The 23,637-nt window shown below is 65.0% G+C and carries 21 protein-coding genes; 15 read left to right on the forward strand and 6 right to left on the reverse strand.

Annotation, left to right across the window (positions count from 1 at the left end; all coding sequences use genetic code 11):
• The first annotated feature begins 24 nt into the window (after positions 1-24).
• The 8 genes from CCR95_RS11900 (at position 25) to CCR95_RS11935 (ending at position 7,375) form a co-directional block, all read left to right on the forward strand.
• Positions 25-216 carry a hypothetical protein gene (locus tag CCR95_RS11900; protein ID WP_201094560.1) on the forward strand — a complete coding sequence of 64 codons (192 nt, stop codon included), beginning with the start codon at positions 25-27 and terminating at the stop codon, positions 214-216.
• Between the two features lie 142 nt (positions 217-358).
• Positions 359-1,228, forward strand: coding sequence for a transporter (locus CCR95_RS11905; RefSeq protein WP_201094561.1), 870 nt, complete (start codon positions 359-361; stop codon positions 1,226-1,228).
• A gap of 62 nt (positions 1,229-1,290) precedes the next feature.
• Positions 1,291-1,734 carry a hypothetical protein gene (locus CCR95_RS11910; RefSeq protein ID WP_201094562.1) on the forward strand — a complete coding sequence of 148 codons (444 nt, stop codon included), beginning with the start codon at positions 1,291-1,293 and terminating at the stop codon, positions 1,732-1,734.
• A gap of 3 nt (positions 1,735-1,737) precedes the next feature.
• Positions 1,738-2,967: an HlyD family secretion protein gene (locus tag CCR95_RS11915; RefSeq protein ID WP_201094563.1), complete on the forward strand. Its 1,230-nt coding sequence runs from the start codon at positions 1,738-1,740 to the stop codon at positions 2,965-2,967.
• A gap of 115 nt (positions 2,968-3,082) precedes the next feature.
• Positions 3,083-4,438 carry an alpha/beta hydrolase gene (locus tag CCR95_RS11920; RefSeq protein ID WP_201094564.1) on the forward strand — a complete coding sequence of 452 codons (1,356 nt, stop codon included), beginning with the start codon at positions 3,083-3,085 and terminating at the stop codon, positions 4,436-4,438.
• A 199-nt stretch (positions 4,439-4,637) separates the two neighbouring features.
• Entirely contained in the window at positions 4,638-5,351 is a 714-nt protein-coding gene (locus CCR95_RS11925) for a lipid-binding SYLF domain-containing protein (RefSeq protein WP_201094565.1), read from the forward strand.
• A gap of 101 nt (positions 5,352-5,452) precedes the next feature.
• Positions 5,453-6,283 (forward strand): polyphosphate kinase 2, encoded by an 831-nt coding sequence (gene ppk2, locus CCR95_RS11930; RefSeq protein ID WP_201094567.1) that lies wholly within the window; start codon positions 5,453-5,455, stop codon positions 6,281-6,283.
• A 504-nt stretch (positions 6,284-6,787) separates the two neighbouring features.
• A complete protein-coding gene (locus CCR95_RS11935) occupies positions 6,788-7,375 on the forward strand; it encodes an AAA-type ATPase lid domain-containing protein (protein ID WP_201094568.1) in 588 nt (195 codons plus the stop codon).
• Positions 7,376-7,469: 94 nt separating this feature from the next.
• Here CCR95_RS11935 and CCR95_RS25845 read toward each other — a convergent pair whose 3' ends face one another.
• From CCR95_RS25845 to CCR95_RS11955, 4 genes are all read right to left on the reverse strand, one after another.
• Positions 7,470-8,363: a DUF1294 domain-containing protein gene (locus tag CCR95_RS25845; RefSeq protein WP_338115393.1), complete on the reverse strand. Its 894-nt coding sequence runs from the start codon at positions 8,361-8,363 to the stop codon at positions 7,470-7,472.
• A gap of 209 nt (positions 8,364-8,572) precedes the next feature.
• Positions 8,573-8,863 carry a hypothetical protein gene (locus CCR95_RS11945; RefSeq protein ID WP_201094569.1) on the reverse strand — a complete coding sequence of 97 codons (291 nt, stop codon included), beginning with the start codon at positions 8,861-8,863 and terminating at the stop codon, positions 8,573-8,575.
• A 131-nt stretch (positions 8,864-8,994) separates the two neighbouring features.
• The gene (locus CCR95_RS11950; RefSeq protein ID WP_201094573.1) at positions 8,995-9,714 is read right to left on the reverse strand and encodes a glycogen/starch/alpha-glucan phosphorylase; all 720 of its coding nucleotides are present in this window, start codon (positions 9,712-9,714) and stop codon (positions 8,995-8,997) included.
• A 32-nt stretch (positions 9,715-9,746) separates the two neighbouring features.
• The gene (locus tag CCR95_RS11955) at positions 9,747-10,751 is read right to left on the reverse strand and encodes a hypothetical protein (protein WP_201094575.1); all 1,005 of its coding nucleotides are present in this window, start codon (positions 10,749-10,751) and stop codon (positions 9,747-9,749) included.
• Positions 10,752-11,491: 740 nt separating this feature from the next.
• Between CCR95_RS11955 and CCR95_RS11960 the strand changes: the two genes are divergently transcribed.
• The 3 genes from CCR95_RS11960 to CCR95_RS11970 all read left to right on the forward strand — a co-directional run bounded on the left by CCR95_RS11960 (position 11,492) and on the right by CCR95_RS11970 (position 12,609).
• Complete coding sequence (locus tag CCR95_RS11960; RefSeq protein ID WP_201094576.1) at positions 11,492-11,905, forward strand: thioredoxin family protein; 414 nt, start codon at positions 11,492-11,494, stop codon at positions 11,903-11,905.
• Positions 11,906-12,004: 99 nt separating this feature from the next.
• Positions 12,005-12,193, forward strand: coding sequence for a hemin uptake protein HemP (gene hemP, locus CCR95_RS11965; protein WP_201094578.1), 189 nt, complete (start codon positions 12,005-12,007; stop codon positions 12,191-12,193).
• A gap of 140 nt (positions 12,194-12,333) precedes the next feature.
• Positions 12,334-12,609 (forward strand): ATP dependent RNA helicase, encoded by a 276-nt coding sequence (locus CCR95_RS11970; protein ID WP_201094580.1) that lies wholly within the window; start codon positions 12,334-12,336, stop codon positions 12,607-12,609.
• Positions 12,610-12,711: 102 nt separating this feature from the next.
• Here the strand turns inward: CCR95_RS11970 and CCR95_RS11975 are convergent, their stop codons facing one another.
• The gene (locus tag CCR95_RS11975; protein ID WP_201094582.1) at positions 12,712-12,954 is read right to left on the reverse strand and encodes a hypothetical protein; all 243 of its coding nucleotides are present in this window, start codon (positions 12,952-12,954) and stop codon (positions 12,712-12,714) included.
• Between CCR95_RS11975 and dmeF the strand changes: the two genes are divergently transcribed.
• The 4 genes from dmeF (at position 12,953) to CCR95_RS11995 (ending at position 21,132) form a co-directional block, all read left to right on the forward strand.
• On the forward strand, positions 12,953-14,002 hold the full coding sequence (gene dmeF / locus CCR95_RS11980; protein WP_201094588.1) for a CDF family Co(II)/Ni(II) efflux transporter DmeF: 1,050 nt from the start codon (positions 12,953-12,955) through the stop codon (positions 14,000-14,002). The genes CCR95_RS11975 and dmeF overlap by 2 nt on opposite strands.
• Before the next feature lie 106 nt (positions 14,003-14,108).
• Entirely contained in the window at positions 14,109-15,575 is a 1,467-nt protein-coding gene (locus CCR95_RS11985; protein WP_201094591.1) for an ATP-binding protein, read from the forward strand.
• A 270-nt stretch (positions 15,576-15,845) separates the two neighbouring features.
• Positions 15,846-16,547, forward strand: coding sequence for a response regulator (locus CCR95_RS11990; protein ID WP_201094595.1), 702 nt, complete (start codon positions 15,846-15,848; stop codon positions 16,545-16,547).
• Between the two features lie 130 nt (positions 16,548-16,677).
• A complete protein-coding gene (locus tag CCR95_RS11995) occupies positions 16,678-21,132 on the forward strand; it encodes a PAS domain S-box protein (RefSeq protein WP_201094596.1) in 4,455 nt (1,484 codons plus the stop codon).
• Between the two features lie 159 nt (positions 21,133-21,291).
• Here the strand turns inward: CCR95_RS11995 and CCR95_RS12000 are convergent, their stop codons facing one another.
• Positions 21,292-23,616, reverse strand: coding sequence for a putative bifunctional diguanylate cyclase/phosphodiesterase (locus CCR95_RS12000; RefSeq protein ID WP_201094597.1), 2,325 nt, complete (start codon positions 23,614-23,616; stop codon positions 21,292-21,294).
• Positions 23,617-23,637 lie beyond the last annotated feature (21 nt).

Here is a 23,637-nt window from a genome sequence, read left to right on the forward strand (position 1 = left end):
CACGCAACCTTGAGGAGCTTTTCGATGACCACGATGCCACGCCCAATCCACCTTGTCTGCGCCCTGAGCTTGACGTTCGCGGGCGCGCTGCCCATGGCGCAGGCCGACACCACGCCGGTCTTGAGCACCGCCCTCTCGACCGCGATCACCGGTACGGTCGCCGTCGTCAATCAGGAGACACGCATAGAGATCCGCAGCGAGGTGACGTCCCGGTAGCGAGCGCTTGGCGCGCCGCGCGATGGGGCGATTCCACGTCGGCCATGCGCGGCGCGGGCGCTCGAAGGCGATGGACAAGGCGAAGTCACCGTCTCGTTGGTTTCCCGGCCCCTTGGCATTGGCCAGCGGGTGCGCGTTGTTCTTGGCCGCTGGTTCCGTGCCGTGCCAGGACATCGAGCCGCGCGCCTATTCCAACGCACCGGTCGGGGTGAACTTTCTGATCGCGGGCTATGCTTTTACCCGCGGAGGCATCGCGTTCGATTCGGCGCTGCCGGTGACGGATCCGCGGCTTGACCTGTCCAGCACGCTCCTCGGCTACGCGCGCGTACTCGATTTCTGGGGCCGGTCCGGCAAGCTCGACGTTATCCTTCCCTACAGTTGGCTGTCGGGCTCGGCGGACGATCAGAGCCTTCCGGTGGAGCGCGTCGTCGATGGATTCGCCGACCCCAGGCTGCGGCTCTCGATCAATCTCTATGGGGCACCCGCGCTCAACCTGAAAGAATTCAAAGCGTATCGGCAGGATCTGATCGTCGGTGCGAGCCTGCAGGTCTCCGCGCCCTGGGGGCAGTACGATGGCAGCCGCCTGATCAACCTCGGCACCCATCGCTGGAGTATCAAGCCGGAGATTGGCGTGTCCAAGGCCGTCGGACCCTGGACGCTCGAACTGAGCGCGGCGGCGACCCTGTTCGCGGACAATACGGATTTCTTCGGCGGCAGGCGGCGCGCGCAGGATCCAATCTATTCCGCGCAAGCGCATCTGATCCATGGCTTTCGCTCAGGTGTCTGGGCCTCGCTCGATGCGACCTATTTCACCGGCGGACAAACGACTCTGGACGGGATCGCGCGCGACGACCGTCAAAGCAACTGGCGACTGGGCGGAACCCTGGCGCTGCCCATTGACGCCCGTCACTCGCTCAAGCTATACGCAAGCAGCGGCGTGTCCGCGCGCACTGGAAACGGCTTCGATCTGGCCGGAGTCGCCTGGCAATATCGCTGGGGCGGCGGGCTCTGAGCCGCGTCGACGCGATGCGCGGGACGACACTGACCCCAACAACCTGTTTAGGAGATTCGCAGATGGCGAACCCGCTACACCCGGCCGCAATCCATCACTTGCCCCCCTTCGTCACAGCCCCAGGGGAGACCGACGTGCTGTTCATCGTGATGGCCGTTTTTGTGCTACTCGCCGTGATCGGCATCGGCATCTTCTACTTCAAGCTCCATGCACTCCCGGAGCAGATGGCGCATCGCGGCCAGAAGATCCAGTTCGAACTGGTCGCGGTGCTGGCGCTGCTGGCGCTTTTCACCCACAACCACGCCTTCTGGATCGCCGGACTGCTGCTCGCATTCGTCCCCCTGCCGGACTTCACCACGCCGCTGTCCTCCATGGCGCGCGCGCTCGAGCGCATTGCCGACGGTGCCGGGCCGGCCGCGCCGCCGCGGGCGCCAGCGCCGGGGCAGACGGTGCCGAACGTGACGGCGCCGGATGCCGACCAGCCCACCGAGTCGCGGGAGGTCTAACCCATGTTGGAACTGATGCTTTGCTCGATGCTGACCATCCTGCCGGATTTCCTCTTTCGCCGCTTCGCGCAGGGCAAGCGGCTCGGACACGAGATCACCCTCTTCACCGTCTGGTTCGAGCTGCGTTGGGGAATCACGCTTTGCCTGATCCTCACCTTGAGCCTGATCACGACCATCTTCTATTTCCACCCTTCGACCAAGGCCGCCACCTCGGTCTTCCGCACCGTCACCATCCTGCCGGAGACCAGCGGAAGGGTCGCCGAGACCTTTGTCGACATCAACCAGCGAGTGGCGGAAGGGCAGCCCCTGTTCCGGCTCGACAGCACTCAGCAGGAGGCGGCGGTGGAAACGGCTCGGCGCAAGATCGCCGAGACCGAGGCCGCCATGGTTGTGGCCAAGTCCCAACTGGCCGAGGCGGACGGGCGCATCGTCCAGTCACGCGGGGCGCTTCAGCAAGCGATCGATGAGTTCGCGGCCCGCTCGGAAGCGAACCGCAAGAGTGCCGGGACCATCGCGGAACGTGAGGTTGGACGAATGCGGGTGCAGGTTGATACCCAGCAGGGCGCGCTCGACGCGGCCCTGGCGAGCCGCGAGGCCATCGTCTCGGAGATGACATTTCAGCTCCCGGCCGAGAAGGCGAGCGCCGAGGCCGCACTCCACGAAGCCGAGGTGGACCTGAAGAAGACCCTGGTCGTGGCCGGGACCGACGGCATCGTGCAGCAGTTCGCGCTGCGAGCTGGCGATGTGGTCAACCCCATGCTCCGGCCCGCGGGCATCCTGGTGCCGGAGCGCCGGGTCACGGGTCTGATGGCCGGCTTCGGTCAGATCGAGTCGCAGGTGCTGAAGGTGGGCATGATCGGCGAGGTGACCTGCATCGCCAAACCCTGGGCCATCGTGCCGATGGTGGTGACCGAGGTCCAGCACGTCATCGCCTCCGGTCAGGTGCGCCCAACCGACACCCTGGTCGATGTCCAGCAGTTCGCGCGTCCCGGCACACTCACAGTCATCATGGAGCCGCTCTATGCTGGCCAGCTCGACGACCTGCCCCAGGGCGGCAACTGTATCGCCAACGCCTACACGAACAACCACGAGGCGCTCGCCGATCCCGACACCGGCTTCTGGCGCGCCTTCGGGCTGCACGCCATCGACACCGTCGGCCTGGTGCATGCCATGATCCTGCGCATCCAGGCGCTGCTGCTGCCGATCCAGACCCTGGTTCTGGGCGGGCATTGAACCCAGCGCCGGGGGCGCGATCGGTCGCCGCGCGCAGCGGCGAAGTTGTGACCCGAGCGTCGCGGCCGGTGCCGCTCGGCGCATGGTTTTTCCCATCAAGGACATCCGAGACACCATGAAGATCCACGCCCGCTTTGCGTTTCTGCTCGCCGTCACCCTGATCGGGGGCTGTGCCACACCCGCGCGCCAACTGATGCCGACCCCGGCGTTGTATCAGCTTCCGGGCGGACAGCCGGTGTTCGATCGATCGGCCATGACCCCGCAACGCCAGAGTCCGGACCTGGACCTGCTCTACGTCACCGACCGGGCACCGGCAACGCCCGCCGAGCTGGAGGCGCAGGGCCAGGACCAAGGCCCCTTGCTCTACGGCCAGGAACGCGCCCGGCGTATCGCCTTCGGCTCCGCCCAGGTTCGCGTGGCCCCGGGGCTGGACTGGGAGACCCTGAGGGAGCAAAGCCAACTGGCCAAACGCACGCGCGAGGTCGACCTGGAACTGGGCCAGGTGCGGGAGTTGGGTGCCTTCCCCATCGAGCCCTATCGCCTGCACCGTGGAGAGAAGGGGAAGCTGCTGCGGGATCGTGCCGAGCTGGCGAGCCACGACGAGGCCAAGGGCCGGCTCCAGGGCGAGGTCCAGCGCCGACTCGCCGCCGCGCCCAAGAAGCAAATCCTGCTCTATGTGCACGGCTTCAACGAGACCTTCGCCACCGCGGCCTATACCGCCGCGGAGCTTTGCCACTTCCTCGGTCGGGAACCGGTGTGCGCCTTCTTCACCTGGCCGGCCTCCTCCAGCGGCAACTTTTTGACCTCCTACACCAGCACCACCGAGTCCGCGGACTTCGCGGTGGAGCACCTCAAGAAGAGCCTCCGCCTGCTCGCGACGACCCCCGGAGTGGAGGGGATGCAGATCCTGGCCCACAGCCGCGGCACCGCGCTGACCCTCAGGGCGGTTCGCGAGCTAAGTCTGGAGGCGATCGCGGCCGGCAAGGAACCGGTCGACCTCTACAAGATCGAGAACCTGGTGCTGCTCTCGCCGGACATCGATCTCGACATCGCCGCCCAGCAGCTCACCGGCTTTCTCTCCGATCCCGACCTGGTCACGGTGTGGCCCGAAGGCAAGCTGCCGCGCGTCCTGAAGGGCCGGCTGACGATCTACACCGCACCCGACGACCGGGCGCTCCTGGTCTCGAAGCTCCTGTTCCGCAGCCGCAACCGGGTGGGTCAGCTGCGGCCCGAGGACATCCCCGAGAAGGGCCAGCGCTACCTGGAGGCGCTGGGACGCATGGACATGATCTCTTATCTGGGCAAGCGCACCGATTTCTTTGGGCACACCTATTTCACCTCCAACCCGCAAGTCAGCTCGGACCTGATCCAGTTGATCCGTTACGGCAGGAAGCTGGGAGAACCTGGGCGGCAGCTCGTCAGGACGGGGCCGATTACCTGGAAGTTCCCGCCAGACCCTCAGCGCCCATGAGTAAGCCAGATCCCGCCAACCCCGAGGCCGCGAGTCATCCACGGACCGGGGCTGGCGGATTCCTCGCAGGTGTCGCGCGACCCCGCTTCATTCACCTATCCACGCGACGCGCCACGAGTCCCAACCCTTTCGTTCACCCGACGCGCCCTTGCCTTGCCTGGGCTCATCCACCACCTCAAGAGATTGGAATCTTTACGCGATGAAACGCAATTCTCTATTTGCTCTGATGCTCGCGATGGCTGCAACGGCCGCCACGGCGCAAATCTCACTGGATGCCCTGAAGGAAGGCGCGTCAAAGGCCGCGAAGGTCGTCGGCGAGACGACGATGGGCGCGGTGGAGGGCGCCGGCAAGATGGCCGGCAAGGCGTCCTGGGCGGTCACGGACACCGTCGACTCCACCCAGAAAAGCCTGGGCGACGAGGCCACCCCCGAGGAGACGCGAGCCAAGCTCGATGCCATGGCCGAAACGACGCTCGCGCGCCTGTTTGCGGACGAGCCCGGCAGCCGCGCCCTGTTCGATCGCAGCGCCGGCTACGCCGTGTTCGACAAGCGCGAGGCGAGCTTCTACGTCGTCGCGGGCTACGGTCGCGGGGTCGCGGTCGATCCCGCGACCGGCTCGCGCGTCTATATGAAAATGACGACCACTGGCGCGGGCCTGAGCTTCGGTCTCGGCGGCTTCGCCTCCCAGGTCGTCATCCTCTTCCAGGACCATGCCTTGCTGGAACGGTTCCTGACCCAAGGGCTGGATGCGACGGCCGAGGTCGGCACCATGGCTGGCGAGCAGAAGGACCAACTCGCCCTGCGGTTCAACGAGGGCAAGGCGGTGTTCGTGCTGACCGGCAAGGGCTGGAAGGTCGCCGCCAAGCTGACCGGCTCGCGCTACTGGCCGGACGAGGGACTGAATCGTCAGTGATTTAAACCGCGTCCACTCCGATCATCGTCGATACTGCCAAGGTCGATTCAATCCAAAAACATCGCCTACCGCGCTGGACGCGGTTTAGAGGAGATCAACCAATGAGCAAGAAGAACAAGCGCCAGGACGCAGAAGCGGTCGAGGACGCCGGCACCTCCGTCAAGCTGAAGAATAAGACCTACGAGAAAGAGCTGCGCCGGCTGCATGTGGAGTTGGTCAAGCTCCAGGAATGGGTCCGGCATCAGGGGCTCAAGGTCTGCATCGTCTTCGAGGGACGCGACGGCGCGGGCAAGGGTGGCACCATCAAGGCGATCACCGAGCGAGTCAGTCCGCGCGTGTTCCGGGTGGTGGCGCTGCCGGCACCCACCGAGCGCGAGCAGTCCCAGATGTATCTGCAGCGTTACATGCAGCATTTTCCGGCCGCCGGCGAGGTCGTCATCTTCGACCGCAGTTGGTACAACCGCGCGGGCGTCGAGCGGGTGATGGGGTTCTGTCGCGAGGAACAGGCGGATCGCTTCCTCGAAATGGTGCCATTCGGCGAGAAGGCGATCGTGGATTCCGGGATCATCCTCATCAAGTACTGGCTGGAGGTCAGCCCCGAGGAGCAGACCCGACGCCTGGAGGCGCGCATCGAGGACGGGCGCAAGCTCTGGAAGCTCTCGCCCATGGATCTGGAGTCCTACAGCCGCTGGTACGATTATTCGAGGGCGCGCGATGCCATGTTCGCGGCCACGGATACCGACTTCGCGCCCTGGTTCATGGCGTATTCGGACGACAAGAAGCGCGCACGGCTCAACATCATCAGCCACCTTCTGGAGCAGATTCCCTACGAGGAGCTGCCCCGCGAGAAGGTGGAGCTGCCGAAGCGGCAGAAGCCCGGCGACTATCGGGAACCCGAGTATCCCTTCAAGATCGTCCCCGCGCCCTACTGAGCCGGGAGGCTAAGTGGGGTGCGCAACCTTTCGTCAAACTCGCGCCGCCGGCGCTTCGGCACGCCCTCGCCCTCGCCCTCGCCCTCGCCCTCCGAGGGGCGAGCCGGCAGCTTTGTAGTGGCTGAAGCGCAGCGCATCCAACAAGCGCTTGCGGATCACGGCCAAGTTGCTGGCGAATGCGGCGAGTCCACGATTCGAGTCCGGTCTGACGTGACGGAGCGCGCGCCTTCATCCCTCTTGCAGTTCGTATCAATTGGGCGCCGCAGTACTCGATTGCTTGAGGGCGCCAAATGCTTGCAGATGAGTCAAGTATGTCATTGTCGTTGTCGACAATCCGACAATCCGACAATCCGACAATCCGACAATCCGACAATCCGACAACGACAACGACAACGACAACGACAACGATCGCTGTTCAGCTTGCTACAGCGATGATCATGATTCGTGGGTCTGAGGCGAAGCCTCGCTAGAACAAGACGCACCCTGCGATCGAGGAGCGACCCGTTGAACGACGTTGGACCAGACAGGAACGCCAGACTCCAAAGCGATGCGGCCGAGGTCTCGCTCGCCGAGCGCCTGGCCGTCGCCGAGGGCCGCTTTCGGGAGGATCTCTATTATCGGCTGAACGTCTTTCCGGTGACCCTGCCGCCGCTGCGCGTGCGACGCGAGGATATCCCGCTGCTCGTCTGGCAGTTCGTCGAGGCACTCGGCGCGACCATGGGCAAGCCCATGGAGCACATCGCCGAGGACTCCATGGCCGCGCTCCTCGCCTACCCCTGGCCGGGCAACGTGCGCGAGCTGCGCAACCTGATCGAGCGGGCGATGATCCTCGCCCGCGGGCCGACGCTGCACATCTCGCTCGGTCCCGCGCCGAGTCCCGCCGCCCGCCTGCCCGACACCCTCCCGACGCCGCGATCCGAGGACCGCCTCGCGGCCCGCGAGCGCGACCACATCCAACAGGTGCTGGAACAGACCGGCTGGCGCATCCGCGGGGCCGGCGGGGCCGCGCAGCGGCTTGGCCTGAAACCCACCACGCTGGAGTCGCGGATGAAAAAGCTGGGAGTTCGACGCCCAGGATCCGGGCAGTCGTAAACGATCTGGTCGGTGGCCACATTGAGTCGGACGGGATGAGCATTGGGGGAAAGACCACCTGACCGAGACGGCGGCCAAACTCGCCTCCCAGCTCTTAGCGCGACCAGGAGAAAGAGATCTCCTCTGGAGGTTCGAGCACTCCGAGGAGCATTTCGGGTGCGAGCAGCCAAGTCGTCCAGAATCCCACATGGAGACAGACGATCAGCCAGTAGGTGACCTGGTAGCTGGTCTTCACTGTCTTGTGGCGCATCGTCTGTTGCGCAATATAGGCGCCGGGCCATCCGCCCAACGCTTCCAGCAGGTGCAGCGAACTTTCAGCGATCCGCCATGTGTTGCGCATCGCGCTGAGCTTGTCACGCGCATAGGCGAAGAAGGCGATCAGACTCACTAGCGGATAAGCGATTAGAGGGATCGGAGTGACTGGAAACATCATGACGGCGCCCGTAAGGCAGAAGAGCGCGAGAAACCCGACGAAGACGCTCTGCGCATTGATCGGGAGCGCCCTCAACGTTTCGTCGCGTCGTCCTCGATTTCTTGTCGTTGAACGCCTGTCGGTGTGTTCCTCGTGAGGTCGAGGTCCGGATCGGTTGCGGTGACCACCCTGTGGAGGAAGCTCAGACCGAAGCTGGTCCATGGTTTCGCGCCCAAAGGCCGGAACTCCGGCGGTGGACCGCACGGCCTTCAACGCTCGCTCGCCGCGTCCCTTAGGATCCTGGGCCGTGCTGAAGACCACGTCGGTTCCTACGCTGAACGGACGCTCGCTGGGCAATGCGCTGACATGGACGAAGACGTCCTTACCGCCGTCCTGAGGTCTGATGAAGCCGAACCCTTTCTCCGGCTCCCAGCGGATGATCTTCCCTTCGCGCAGCGCGCCCCTGTCGGTTTGAATTCCCATTCCCTGCTCTTTGATGAGATCGGTGTTCTCGATTATGCCAAAGAGTAGGGCAGTGGTGACACGATGGCTTGACCGCCACGCGGCGCGAATCACGGTGTTCCGAGTATTTTAGGCTCGGCCGAGATAAGAGACCCAAAGAAGCCGGTTACGTTCGGATTCCAAGGTTCGACCAATCTGATACTGGTCACGCAGCTGAAGCTGCGTGACCAGCGGCATGGCGAGCGAGACAAGCGATCGAGCCGGGCCTGGTATCGCAGGTCGACATTGGCCTCATCCTGCGAGAGCGCCTTTTCGCACGGCACTCACGCTCCTGATGCCGAACCCTGCTCGTTCTTCAACGCCTGGTCCGTGATCTCCCGGTAGAGATGAACCGCGCGGGCATAGAGCTTCTCGTACTCGGGCCGCTTGTCGATGTACGGTTTGATGTGCTCGGCGTCCTCCATGACCTGCTTGAGGTGCGCGATGTCGGCGTCGTCGAGCGGCTCGCCGCGGTCGACCTTGGCCTTGATGTCGAGCGCGCGCGGGAGCCGGAATTTTTCGAAGCGTTCGAGGATGGTGACGATCACGCCTTCTTCGTGTGAGAGCTTGGTCATGGTGTCCTCCGGGACAGTGTGTTGAAGAGACGTTGACGCCGTTCGTCGTGGCGCTGGCACCCGACGGCAACGTGGTGCCTGGGCAGGTCGGACAGGGAAATGGCTGTGCCGCATGCCGCGCCAGTCGCGGTTTAGACCTGAATGGGCACGGATTGTAATCCCCAGATCGCCCTCGCGTATTCCTCGATGGCGCGGTCGGAGGAGAACTTGCCGCCGCGGGCGCAGTTGAGGATCGACATCCGCGCGATGTCGGGCTTGGCGATCTCCCAAGGATTGCCGCCGCTCAGCCATTTGTCGGTACGCTCGGTCTGCCAGCCGTCACGGATCTCCTGTGCGAAGATGCCGAATTCGTAGCGGATGCCGTAGCCGATCGCCGGATACTGGAGCGTCGCCAGCGAATCCAGATAGCAGGCCGCGAGTCGGCCGAGACCGCCGTTGCCCAGCCCTGGCTCCGGCTCGCAGTCCAGGATGGCGTCCAGATCCTGGCCGAGCGCCGTCAGCGCTTCGCGGGCGGCCTGTTCCAGACCGAGATTCAGCAGGTTGTTGCCCAGGTGCGGTCCCAGCAGGAATTCCGCCGAGAGATAGCAGGCGAGCTGCCGTCCGCGCTCGACATAGGTCTCGCTGGTGCGGATCCAGCGCTGCTGCAGCCGGTCGCGGATTGCGAGCGCCAGGGCGCGGTAGTCATTCGCCGGGGTGGCGACCGCCGGCAGGCGGCCAAGCGAGTAGTGCAGATGATCGAGCATGGCCTGCTTGAGGGACGTGCTGTCCAGCCCGGTGCGGACATCGGCGACGGACAGCGAGGTGGCAGACGAGCCGGCGCGCTTGGGCGTCGAGGCTGTGGTGCGACTCATGGGCTCGGATCCCTGGTGGGTTGTGGTTGGATTTATAGATACCGTTGCGCCGCGGTCACGAGATCCTCGCGTATGGGAAGGTCGCCGGGCGTGATGCTCAGCGCCAGCATGACTGCCCGCCGACCACGCGCATTGTGCAGTTCCCAAAGCTGGACTAAGCGGGCGGACGGATCGTCGGCCGCGCGCTGGATGTTCATGGCGTCGAGCCAGAGTCCGACGGGCTCGGCCCAGATCTGGCTCGGCGCCTCGCCGAGCAGCTCGGCGACGAGCTGAAGATGGACACGCAGGACATCCTGATCCGCGCCCAAGGCATTCAACTGCGCCGTCAGCTTGTCCAGCTCGACCTGCAGCGCGGCAGGGTCCGGGTGCGCATCTTCCGCTGGCTCGAAACTCCAGCCGCCGTGCTCGAGCGCGGTCAGCTTGCGCCGCAAAAGGTCGTGCTGTCGCTTCAGATCGGCGCGCTCCACGCGCGTTTCGGCAATGCGGGTCAGCGCCAGGGTCAGCAGGTGATCGAAGGCACGACGCTTCCACTGGCGGCGGCTCTCCGCCTCGGTCGCGGAGGGGTCCAGCAACCGATGGCCGGCGAAGCTGACGGTGACCTGCGGCACATCGCGATGCACCTGGTCGCCGATGAGGTCCATGCCAAGGATGCTGCGCTCGACCCGCTCGGCCAGCAGCAGGGCCGTGACCTGCTCGGCGCCTCGCCCCTCCGCGCTGGCCAGAAAGCTCCGCAGCGCGGCATCGCGCCCGAGAGTCTCCAGCATGTCACCGGCCGAGGAGAAGACCGCTTTCAACAAGGGTTCATCGCCGTGGCGACCGGCCCCTGCCGGCAGCGGTGCGGGGATGGCATCCACCAACGCGACCACATGATCGATCGCCTGGATGACGGGCTGTCGCAGCCGCTTGCGGTATCCTGGCAGCAGGCGCAGGCGCGGATCCGTGCCGTCGACGGCACGCTCCATTGCCTGCTCGATGAGCGATTCAGGGTAACGACCGCGCGTCTCGCTGCCACCGAAAATCGATTGGAAAAGCTTCAAGGTTCACCTCCTCGGCGAGCCGCGCTCCGAATGACGTCTGTTTTTAACGCAGCGGCTGTGACGCAGTTTAGCAGGCCGTTGGACTTTCCCGCGGCCGAGCGGCTCGCCGAACGCCCAACAAGACCTCTCGTCCTGGGCACGGGTCAACCCAGAACTTCCAGCAAGCCGAGCCCAAGGGTGCCGATAGCCGACCGAGCGCACCGCCATGTCCGCGTAACGCGCAACCAGACGCAGGATGATCCAGCGATCCACGAAACCGATGTCGACCTTCAGCTTGTCTCTCGCATAGTACCCGCGGTCGCGGGCGGTTCCTTGCTTCCGTTGGAGTTGGAATAGGTCTCTTTGAGCAGGGCCGCCAATCCGTCCGAGTCGGCTGGGCCGATGACCTGGACCGTCCGGCAACGATAGTCATGAGGTACCACCCATTCAGGGACCGATTCCAACAATTGTTTTATGCGGTGGATCGGGTTCACATCGAAGGCGCCGCTGTTGAGCCAGAGGATGACGATCCGCCTGGATGAGCCTGTCGCATCCTGGCGCGAGAGTCGATCGAACGGAACCAGTTTGGGAAGGTCGCTGCTTGCAAGCTCAAAGTAGCCGATATGAGTGGAGTCGTCCGAGTATGTGCTGACCAGGCAATGTCAAGTTCGGCATTACCCGTGAGAAACTGTGTTTAGAATTGCTGACGCGACCATTCTTCATCCTTTTATCCCCTCATTCTTCAAACCTGGACCATCCCTATGTCGCACCTCACCCATCCCAACCCCTACATCTTCGATGTCGACACCGACCGCTTCCAGACCGAGATTCTCGACGCCTCCCGATCGCACCCCATCCTGGTGGATTTCTGGGCCGATTGGTGCGCGCCCTGCCGCGCGCTTTCGCCGCATCTGGAGCGAGTCGTCGAGGAACTCGGCGGTCAGGTGCGGCTGGCCAAGCTGGAGGTCGACGAGGGCGAGAACATGCGCCAGGCGGGACACTACAAGGTGCGGGGCTTTCCCACCGTGATCCTCTTTCGAGAGGGGCAGGAACTGGCCCGTTTCAGCGGGGCGCGTTCCCGCTATCAGATTCGGGAATGGCTTCTGCCGTATCTCATCTCGAACGGCGCCAAAGGGATTGACGGCGACGCAAAAATTCATAACGGACAGGCTTGACAGGGTTGGGCTCACCACCTAACCTAAACGCGAACGGTTCTTATTCGATTGGATTTGGGCCGCCCAACCCTCTCAACGCCTGCCCCGAGGACAATGACGATGCCATCCGCCGCTGCGACAGACCGACATCACCCCTCCCAACTTCCAAGCCGGCTTCCGCTTGCTTCGATACCCCGTATCGCCAGTCAGGCCCTGCTCGAAGGCGGCAACCTCGTCATGATCGAGCACGCCGGCACCAGCTATTGTCTGCGCATGACCCGCAACAACAAGCTGATTCTGACCAAGTAGCAGCAGGCTCCGCCCGCATTCCGACTGAAATACGCTGCCCCGACCTGTGTCGGGGCCACCCCGCCAGCCTTCTCGGGCTCCTGCCCGGACGCCAGCCAGGTGTTTGCCGACAACCCGTTTATCCAAAGGAGATACCGGTTATGCAACACCTCCTCGCACAACTGTCCGCCGACGATCTCGCCCGCCTCGAACCTCGCGTCTTGGAGTGCCGGCTCGGCGATCTGATCCGACGCTACGTACACCAACGCTCCGCCGACCTAGCCGACGCGGTCATCCAGCATATCGAGGCGCTCTATCTCCATCCCGACCTCTGCAAGGATCCCGACCGGCAGTGCGCGTATCGGCGTTTCGCCTGCCATTGGCGCTGCCTGGCCGCCCAGTGCGGCGCCCGGCGGGACACCGCCGTCACGGCCTGAGAGAACCGCTTCTTAGGGCCCCGAAACACACCAGCGACCCCCGTACCGCCGCGCCGTCGTTGATCCAGGGCTCGTCAGACCAAGCGTGGAAATTTCTCGGCGTTACAGCAACTTGAGCAGCGCCGCGATCACTGCGATCACTGCGATCTGGGCGACCAGGGCACCCGTCATCCATTCTGTCCATTTGGCGACAACTGTTCCGGGGTCATGGCGCGTGTCCAGCGGCGAGATCTGCGCGGAGAGTATCACTGTGCCGGCGAGGAATCCTTCGGCATCCCCTTTACTTTCGCCAATACACCCAGTACATGTTCCACGAGCATTTTCGACACGCGAGACCTCCAGCATGCACACCGAAACGCTTCATCACTGGCAACACAGCCATACCTTCGGCCAGGACGAACAGCGGGCGGGAGAACGCCGAACCCTGCTCGTCATCGCCATCACCGCCGTGATGATGGTCGTCGAGATCGCCACCGGGATCCTGTTCGGTTCCATGGCCCTGCTTGCCGATGGACTGCACATGGCCTCCCATACGGCCGCCTTGGGCATCAGCGCCTTCGCCTATGTCTATGCACGCCGGCATGCGCGGGATGCACGCTTCAGCTTCGGCACCGGCAAGATCAATGCGCTGGGCGGTTTCACGGGGGCGGTGCTGCTGGCCGTCTTTGCGCTGATCATGGCCTGGGAGAGTCTTGCGCGGATGATCGATCCGGTCGCGATCGCCTTCGATCAGGCCATCGCCGTCGCGGTTCTCGGCTTGCTCGTCAATGGGGCTTCAGTGCTGATTCTGGGCGCGGATCATGAGGGGCATCGACATGACGTCGATCACGAACACGAACACGAACACGAACACGACAGCGACAACGACAACGACAACGACAACGACAACGACAACGACAACGATCACGACAACGACCACGTCACGCATGACCATCGGCACGCTTGCTCACACGCTCATCATGGCGACCATAATCTGCGCGCTGCCTATCTGCATGTGCTGGCCGATGCGCTTACCTCGCTGCTGGCGATTTTCGCGCTGCTGGCGGGCAAGTTCCTCGGCTTGATCTGGATGGATCCCTTGATGGGCGTGGTTGGCGCGCTGCTGGTCGCCCGCTGGTCCTGGGGTTTGCTGCTCACCACCAGCGCGGTTCTGGTCGATCGGCAAGGCCCCGAAACGATCCGGCACGCGATCCTCTCCAGGATCGAGGACATCGGCGAGGATCGCGTGGCGGATCTGCATCTCTGGTCGATCGGGCCGGATCTCCATGCCGCCGTGATCGCGGTCGTGACCCATGACGATCTCTCGCCGAACGATATCAAGCGGCGACTGCCGACCGACTTGGGGCTGGCCCATGTGACGGTCGAAATTCATCGCTGTCCCACTATGGAATGACCGCATGCGCCGATGGCGCTGGTCTGGGCGCTGACCCATCAGGTGGCGAGCGCCCGAGGGGCGCGGCGTCCTTTTTTCTTGCATCCTCGCGCGCCATCATCCGGCGATGAAACTCTCGATCCACGCCCGGCTGTTCCTGACGCTTCTGCTCGCCTGCGTCGTGGTCCTGATCGGCACCCAGATGTTTGTGCAATGGTCGTTTCAACGCGGGTTGGTGGAGTTGGCGGACGCGCGCGAACAGGAACGGATCGAACACGTTAGCGAGCGGCTGATCGAGTTCTATCGCCGCAACCGCTCTTGGGCGCCGCTTCAGGAGAGCCAGCGTCTCTGGATCGCCGCCCTGATCGGCCGGCGCGATGCCCCGCTCGACCGGACAACGGAGCAGGACCGCGGCGAACGCCGCCGCCCCTGGTTGCGTCATCTGGAGGACGCGCCCGGCGTCTGGCCGCCAGGCGAGACACTGGATCGTTTTCAACGCCGCGGCCGACCCACGCCGCTGGAACTGCGGCTCATGCTGCTGGACGCCGAGGGCGCGATCCTCTACGGGCGCGAGCCGCTGCTCGCCGACACCCGACGCTACCCGCTGCTGCTCGACGGCGAGCGCATCGGCGAGTTGGCCCTGCTCCCCGGCTCCCCGGTCCCCGAGACGGCCGAATTACGCTTTCGCGCCACCCAGGGTCACCGGCTCTGGATCATCGCGCTGGCCATGCTGCTGCTGTCGGCGGTGCTGGCCTATCCGCTCTCAAGACGGCTGGCGCGACCGGTCCGCGACTTCCAGCGCGCCGCCCGCCGGCTGGCGTCCGGCGATTTCAGCGCCAGGGTTCCGGCCGATGGCAGCGACGAAATCGCTCACCTTGGTCGCGACATCAACGCACTGGCCGCGGCCCTGGAAGACCATGAACAATCGCGCCGACGCTGGGTCGCGGATATTTCCCACGAGTTGCGCACCCCGATCGCGCTCCTGCGCGCCGAACTGGAGGCACTGCAGGACGGCGTGCGGCCCCTCGGCCGCCCGGCGCTGGACACGCTCCACGGCGATGTCCTGCGTCTGGGCCGACTGGTCGACGATCTCTACGAACTTTCGACCACGGATCTGGGCGCCTTCGGCTATCGTCTGGAAGAGACCGATGTCGCCGAGGTGCTAGCCGCCGACATCGACGCCTTTCGCGGGCCTTTTCGGGACGCCGGACTCCGGCTCGATGTCCATGAGGGAGTCGCGGCGCCCGTCAGGCTCCGCGCCGATGCGCAGCGTCTGTCGCAGCTCTTCCGCAATCTGCTGCGCAACAGCCTGCAATACACGGATGCCGGCGGCGGTTTGCGCATCGACCTTGCCTGCGACGCCCAGCGGATCCTGATCGATTTTCAGGACACCGCGCCTGGAGTTCCGCCGGACGCGCTGCCCCATCTGTTCGAGCGGCTCTATCGGGTCGACGCCTCGCGCAGCCGCCACACCGGCGGCGCCGGGCTTGGGCTCGCCATCGCCCGCAATGTCGTCGAGGCGCACGGCGGCACGATTGGCGCCAGCGCCGCGCCGAGCGGCGGGCTCTGGATCCGCATTGCGTTCCCACGATGAACGCCCCTGGGAGCGCCGGCTTGCAGCCGGCCCTGGGGCAGTCGACATGTTGTCGACTGCCAATCGCCATGGCGTCGTGTGTCCGATAACCTGTCGGACGCACGGCGGTTTGGAACGGGGCATCCGCGATGATCGTTGTCGTTGTCGTTGTCGTTGTCGTTGTCGTTGTCGAATCGAATAACGACAACGACAACGACAACGACGAAAGCAAGAGTCCTGACAAGACGCATGCCCCGTCCGGCCCTGAATACTTTATGGACATCGCAGGCTATGAACAACCACACCTCGCCACTCATTCTCATCGTCGAGGACGAGGAACGTCTCGCCGCGCTGGTCGCGGATTATCTGAAGGCCGCCGGCTATCGGGCGCAGTGGCTGTCCGAGGGGTCGTCCGCCGTCGACTGGATCCGCGACCAGCGCCCGGATCTGATCCTGCTGGATCTGATGCTGCCGGGCAAGGATGGACTGACCATCTGCCGGGAGGTGCGAAGCGTCAGCCAGACGCCGATCATCATGACCACCGCGCGCGTCGAGGAAATCGATCGTCTGCTCGGACTCGAACTGGGCGCGGACGATTATGTCTGCAAACCCTATAGCCCGCGCGAGCTGGTGGCGCGGGTCAAGGCGGTGCTCAGACGCACCCAGGTGCCGGAACGGACGCCCGCCGCCGGAGCCCTGGAGCTGCTGACAGATCGTCTGCGGGTGCGTGCCGGGACGCGGGAGATCGAACTGACGGCGGTGGAATTCGCCCTGCTGGAGACGCTGCACGCGGCGCCTGGGCGGATCTTCTCGCGTGACCGGCTGATGGATCGTATCTATCGGGACCAGCGGATCGTCTCCGACCGCACCATCGACAGCCATGTCAAGAAGCTCAGGCGCAAACTCGCCGGGCTGCTGCCCGAGCGCGAGCTGATTCATTCGGTTTACGGGGTCGGTTATCGGTATGAAGACGTGGAGGGCTCATCGGACTGAACCGCGTCCGCCTCCTTCGCCGGAGAAGCTCGGGGCCAACCCTCGATCCCGACACGCGCTTGCCGGGCTTGTGGGTCTGACATAGCATGCCAACATCACCGCTTATCCGAATCCCTCTTCGTCCCTGCTCATGAACCACCCTTCGCAACTGGCCCCGGTGCTCGATGCCGCCGACATCCTGGTCTGGGAATACGATCATCTGACCGAATGCCAATCCTGGACGCCATCCCTATTGGGCCTGCTGGGCTATGAGCCAGACGCGGGGTTGGAACGGATGGATCGCTGGCTGGCGATGATCCATCCCGAGGATCGCTCCAGGTTGGAGTCGCTGGTCGCGGCGGCGCTCGCCGAGGAGCACCCGCTGTACGAGGCCGAATACCGGCTGCGCGCGGCGGATGGCCGCTGGATCTGGTTCCATGCGCGGGGGCGGGTGATCCAGCGCGACGCCGAGGGGCGTGCACTGCGCACGGCGGGGACGCTGCATGAGATCGGCGCACGCAAACACGCCGAAATCCTGGAGCGAATCCGTCATGAGTTCTCCGGATTCCTGGCCGGAAAACCGGACTGGGAGCGTCTGCTGGAATCGATCCTGGAGACCACGCTACGTCTGCCCGAACTGGATGGCGGCGCGATCTACTGGCGCGAGCCGGATGGAACCTATCGGCGCGTGACGCATCAGGGACTGTCCGTGGCCTTTCTCGACTGGGTCGACGAACAGGCCGAGACGACCTGGCGGACGCCCGGCATCCTGCAGGGCAAGCTGCGATGCAGTTGCCGGCAGACCCGCGATTACTGCACCGATCCCGCGCTGATCGAGCAGTCGCCCGTCCAACGCGAAGGCATCCTCTCGCTCCTGATCCTGCCGGTCCGGGCGGACGGCGAGCCCGCCGCCTGTCTCGTGCTCGTCAGCCGGCAGACTCCCGTCGAGCCGGCCACGCTGAACGCGCTGGAAATCCTGGAGCGCCAGTTCGCCCTGGCCGTGGAACGGATCCTGGCCCAAGAGGAGGCGCTAAATCAGCAGCTCAACCTGAAGGATCTGTTCGAGACCATCACCGACTCTCTCTTCGTGCTCGACCACGACGGCAAGATCCTGCACTACAACCGGGCGGTCGCGGAGGGTCTGGGCTACGGCGCTTCGCTCTACGGCCAGCCGGTCTGGGTCGTGCACCCGCCCGAGAGCCGGGAAGAGGCCGCGCGGTTCGTCGCCGAGATGTTGGACGGCCGGCGCGCCCACTGTCCCCTGCCGCTGCTGCGCGCCGACGGTCGCCTGATTCAGGTCGATACCCGAGTGGTCAAGGGCCGCTGGAATGGCCGGCCGGCGATCATCGGGGTGTCGCGGGACCTCACTGAGCACCAGCTCCAGCAAGACACACTGGAATACGAGCGCGCGCGCCTGCGCACCCTGATCAACGCCATCCCGGATCTGGTCTGGCTGAAGGATCCGAACGGCGTCTATCTGGCCTGCAATCCGATGTTCGAGCGTCTCTACGGCGCCCCCGAGGCGGACATCCTGGGCCGGACGGACGCCGATTTCGTCCCCGCGCCACTGGCCGAGTTCTTCCGTGCCCACGACCTAGCCGCCATCGCCGCCGGCGCGCCGAGCCGCAACGAAGAAATGCTGACCTTCGCCGCCGACGGCTACACGGGGCTCTTCGAGACCCTCAAAACCCCGATGCGCGGCCCCGAGGGAACGTTGATCGGAGTGCTCGGCATCGCCCGCGACATCACGGCGGCACGCGAGACCGCCGAGGCGCTCAGCGAACGCGATGAGATCTACCACGCCATCGTCGATCAGGCATCGGACGGCATCGTTCTGATCGACGCCGAAACCCGGCGGTTTGCCGAATTCAACGCCGCGGCGCATCAGGCGCTGGGCTACACCAGGGACGAGTTCGCCCGCCTCGCGCTCGACGACATCCAGGCCGAATTGACCCCCGAGCAGGTTGGCGAACGGATGAACGCGCTCCTCGCGCGCGGCGGCGGCACGTTCGAGATCCCGCACCGCCACAAGGACGGCTCGGTGCGTTGGTTCAGAATCTCCAATCGGCTCATGATCATCCGCGGGCGGATGTATCTCTCGGCGATCTGGACCGACATCACCGAGCCGCGGCGGATCGCCGTCGACCTGGAACGCCATCGCCAGCACCTGGAACAACTGGTGGTCGAACGCACGGCGGAACTGGAGTTCGCCCATCGGCGCCTGTTGATCAGCGACGCCCGGCTCCAGGCGCTCTTCGAGATGAGCCAGCGCGCCCACACCCTGGACGAGCGCGAGATCCTGCAATGGGGCATCGAGGCGGCGGTGCGCATCACCGACAGCCAGATCGGCTATCTGCATCTGGTCAACGAGGACCAGGAGACCATCCAATTCTATGTCTGGTCCGCCGCGACCCTGGATCACTGCACGGCGCTGCACGAGACCCACTATCCGGTCTCCGAGGCCGGCATCTGGGCCGATCCCCTGCGCGAACGCCGTCCGGTGGTGCACAACGACTATCAGGGCATGAGCGACCGCAAGGGGTATCCGCAAGGGCATGCCCATCTGATCCGCCATTTAGGTGTGCCCGTGATCGAAGGGGACAAGGTCCGGGTGCTGATCGGGGTCGGGAACAAGGCGACCGACTATGACGGCGCCGACGAACACGAGGTCCAGTTGTTCGTCAACGATCTCTGGCGCATCGTGATCCGCCGCCGCGCCGAGGCGGCCCTGGCCCTGGCCAAGGAGTCGGCGGAGCGGGCCAGCCATGCCAAGAGCCGCTTTCTGGCCAACATGAGCCACGAGATCCGCACCCCCATGAACGCCATCATCGGGCTGACCCACCTGGCTCGGCGCCACGCGAGCGAGCCCGCGCAACGGCAACAACTGGAAAAGATCTCCCAGGCCGCTCAGCATCTGCTGGGGCTCGTCAATGACATCCTGGACATTTCCAAGATCGAGGCGGGGAGGGTGCAACTCAACGAAACCGACTTCGAGCTTGAACAGGTGCTCGATCATCTGTCGGTTCTGACGGGCGCGAAAGCGGCCGCGAAAGGTCTGTCGATCCGCCAGGACATCGACCCCGCGCTCGCGCGTCGTCTCATCGGAGACCCGCAGCGGCTGGGTCAGATTCTTCTCAATTTCATGGTCAACGCGGTCAAGTTTACCGACCGGGGCGAGATCGTCCTGCGCGCCAGCGTGCTGGAGGCCACCGACCTGGACCTGCTGGTCCGTTTCGAGGTCGAGGACACCGGCATCGGCATCGCCCCAGCCGATCAGGCGCGCCTGTTCCGCGCTTTCGAGCAGGCCGATGGCTCCATCACCCGCCGCTATGGCGGCACCGGCCTGGGGCTGGCGATCAACCGCAGTCTGGCGCACCTGATGCGGGGCGAGATCGGGGTGGACAGTCTGCCGGGCGAGGGCAGTCGTTTCTGGTTCACCGCCCGTCTCGGCAAGTGTGCCGAATTCACCCGCGAGCGGAGCGCCGACCCGCCGTCGGCGCGGATCGCGCCCGAACAACGTCTGATGGCCCAATCCGCGGGCCGCCGGCTGCTCCTGGCGGAAGATAACCCGATCAATCAGGAAGTCGCCCTGGGACAGCTCCGGGCGTTGGGATTTGAGGTCGATTTGGCCGGCAACGGGGCCGAGGCGGTGGAACTGGCACGCCGCAACGCGTATGCCCTGATTCTGATGGATGTCCAGATGCCGATCATGAACGGTCTGGACGCGACCCGGGCGATCCGGCGCCTGCCGGGGCGGGCGGCCACGCCGATCCTGGCGATGACCGCTGGCGCCTTCGAGGAAGATCGGGAAGACTGTCGCAAGGCGGGCATGAACGATTATCTCGCCAAACCCGTCGATCCGGACGCACTCCAGGCCGCCCTGCTGAAATGGCTGTCCGCATCCGCCGACCGTCCCGTCCCGGACGCCGCGCCTGCCGCGTTACCCGCAACGCCCGAGCAGCTCGCGCTGCACCGCCGTCTTCAAGCGATCCAGGGACTCGACCTGGCACTCGGACTCCAGCCTGTCCAGGGCCGTCTCGGCAGTTATCTGCGCCTGCTCGAGTCCTTCGTGAATCGCCATAGCGACGACGCGCGGTCCATTCTCCAGCACCTGCGCATCGAGGATCACGTCACCGCCTGCCGCCACGCCCACTCGCTCAAAGGCGTGGCGGGAACCCTGGGCGCCCGGCGTCTGGCGACCCTGGCGGCCGAACTGGAGCAGGCCATCCGCGAACGCCACGCCGCGCACGAGATCGAGCAGCGTGCAGGGGCGCTCGACACCGAACTGCGCACCCTGGTCATCGACCTGGCCGCGGCGCTTCCCGTCAGCGCGGCCGATGCGCCGGACATGGCGGTGGACTGGCCGCGGGTGCGTGAGGCGCTCGCCCATCTCGATGCCCTGCTGGCCGAGGACAACACCCTGGCCAATGGCGTCTTCCGCGAATCCGCCGCGCTCCTGAATACCGCCCTGGGCGAGCCCGCGCGGGAGATCGGGCGCATGATCGAAGCGTTCGACTATGATGCCGCGCGGCACTGGTTACGCGCGGTCAGCGCCACCCGGTCGGAACTGGACCCTGGGAGCGCCCCTGGGAGCGCCGGCTTGTAGCCGGTCCTGGAAACCGACCTGTTGCCGTCCGGCATGAGGGCCTCCTCGTTGTCGTTGTCGTTGTCGTTGTCGTGATCGCGGTCTCGATATGGCGAATTTTCGACAACGACAACGACAACGATCACGACAACGACAACGACAACGATCACGACAACGTTGTCAATGCGTCACGCGCGAATGCTCGCGATACCATCCGGCAAACCGCTCGCCCGACATCGGCATGCCCAGAAAAAAACCCTGGGCCTGGTCGCAATGCCGCTGGCGAAAGAACTCCAGGTCGGCCTCGGTCTCGATGCCGACCGCGGTGACGTCGAGCTTCAAGGCACGCCCGAGACCGATGATGGTCTCCACAATGGCCGGCATGCGGCCCGTGGCGCCAAGACGCTGGATCAGCGCTCGATTGATCTCCAGCCGGTCCAGCGGCAGTTGCTCCAGATCGCTGAGCGACGAACAGCCCAGGCCGAAGTCATCGAGCGCCACCCGGATCCGTAAGTGTTGCAGCTCGCCAAGCACGCGCCGGGATTCCGCCTTGTCCTGCATCAGCGTCGCCTCGCTCAATTCCACCGACAGGGCGTCCGGATCGACCCCGGCCGCCGCGGAGGCGGCGGTCAGTTGGTGCAGAAATCCCTGATCCTGAAACTGCCGCGCCGACACGTTGACCGCGATCTCGATCGGCGGCAGCCCGCTTTTCCGCCAGGCGGCATGCTGGCGGTAGGCTTCCTCGAATACCCACTGGCCAAGCTCATGGATCAGACCGCTGGATTCGGCGACCGGGAGGAAACTCCGGGGCGTGAGGTCGGCCTGATCGGTGCGCGGCCAGCGCAGCAGGGCTTCGACACCGATTACGGCGCCGCTGCGGGTGTCGAGCACCGGCTGGTAGACCAGCCGGAACTCGCGCTTCGACAAACCCTCGCGCAGACGGTTTTCCAGCAACCCCTCGGCGCGCGCACGTCGATTGAGCGTCTCGGTCACGAACTGATACTGGCCGGGACTGATCTCCTTGGCGTGGTACATCGCCAGGTCCGCGCGCTGGATCAGGCAGTCGATCGTGTCGCCGTCCTGCGGGAAGAGGCTGATGCCAAGACTGGCAAGACAGTGCAACTCCAGCCCATCGATCGAGTAGGCCGGTTGCAGCTCGGCGAGGGCGCTGCGCGCCACGCGCGCCGCGTCCTCCACGTCGCCGATATTCGCCAGCACGGCGACGAACTCGTCGCCGCCCAGCCGGGCCACCAGATCCTCGGCGCGAAAGGCGTCCCGCAGCCGTTGCGCAACCGCTTGCAGAAGCTGATCGCCGACCTGATGACCATAGGCATCGTTGACCGATTTGAAGCGGTCCAGGTCGAAAAACAGCACCGCCAACTGGCGACCCGCACGGCGAGCGCTTGCCAGCATGTGATTGGCCACATGATCGAGCAGGGCGCGGCCGGGCAGTCCGGTCAGCGGATCGTGTTGCGCGACCTGGATCGCCTGATCCTCGGCCTGCTTGCGCCCGGTCACATCCTGCTGCACCAGCAGCACGCGCTCGACCGTGCCGGCGGCGTCCTGAATGGCTTTCGGACGCGCCACGAACCAGCGGTAGACCCCATCCTTGCGCCGCAGCCGATATTGGAGCTCACACGCGTTCTCGGGCATCTCGACAAAGCCCGTCAGGTTGAGCAGAACCGGTTCGCAATCCTCCGGGTGGAGCAGTCCGGCCCACTCGTCAAGCCGCGTCGGCAACTCGTCGGGGCGATAGCCGGTTTGGCGCCGCCATGCCGGCGGAAAGATGACTTCGTCCGTGTTCGGGTTCCACTCCCAAAAGGTCAGCTCGGCGATCTCGCTCATCAGACGCAGTCGCAGGGTGTCGAGCAACTCCTGTTCGGTGCGCTTGCGCTCGGTGATGTCGCTCAGGATGACTCGCCAGATGGCGTGTTCGTTCGTCGCGTTCCGGCTGAGGCTGGTTTCCAGGCGCACCCAGACCGGCTGTCCGTTCTCGTGACTCAGACGCAGCTCGCCGGCCTGTCGCTCGCCCGATGACCAGAGCCGATTGCGGCAACTGTAATAGGCGTCCCGATCGTCGGGGTGAATGCAGCGGGTCAGCGGCCGACCGATCAGGTCGGTGCGCGGAATGCCCAGCAGACTGGCCGCGGTCAGATTGGCCTCTTCGATCAGTCCCGCTTCGTTGAGCGTCAGATAGCCCACCGGGGCCAGGTCGAAGAGATCGAAATAGCGTGCGCGCGAGATTTCCAGCGCCTCCTGCGCGTGCCGCAGTTCATCGTTCTGCATTTCCAGTTCGAGCTGATGGACTTGCAGCTCGTGGAGCAGCCGCTCGTAGGTCTCGGGCATGAGCGGGTTGTCTCCCGCGGCGGTGCCCGGACCGGCTCCGGCGGGGCGTTCGCGGGAGCTGAGCTTGACCTCCGCGCGCTGGCGCAGGTCTTGTGGGGATTGCGCATGCGCGGGGCGCGGGGTAGGGGGGCGCTGGGACGGGTCGTCTGATTGAGGCATCGGTCAGCTCCGTCAGCGTGT

The sequence above is a fragment of the Thiocystis minor genome (assembly GCF_016653465.1).
Classification (GTDB): Bacteria; Pseudomonadota; Gammaproteobacteria; order Chromatiales; family Chromatiaceae; genus Chromatium; species Chromatium minus.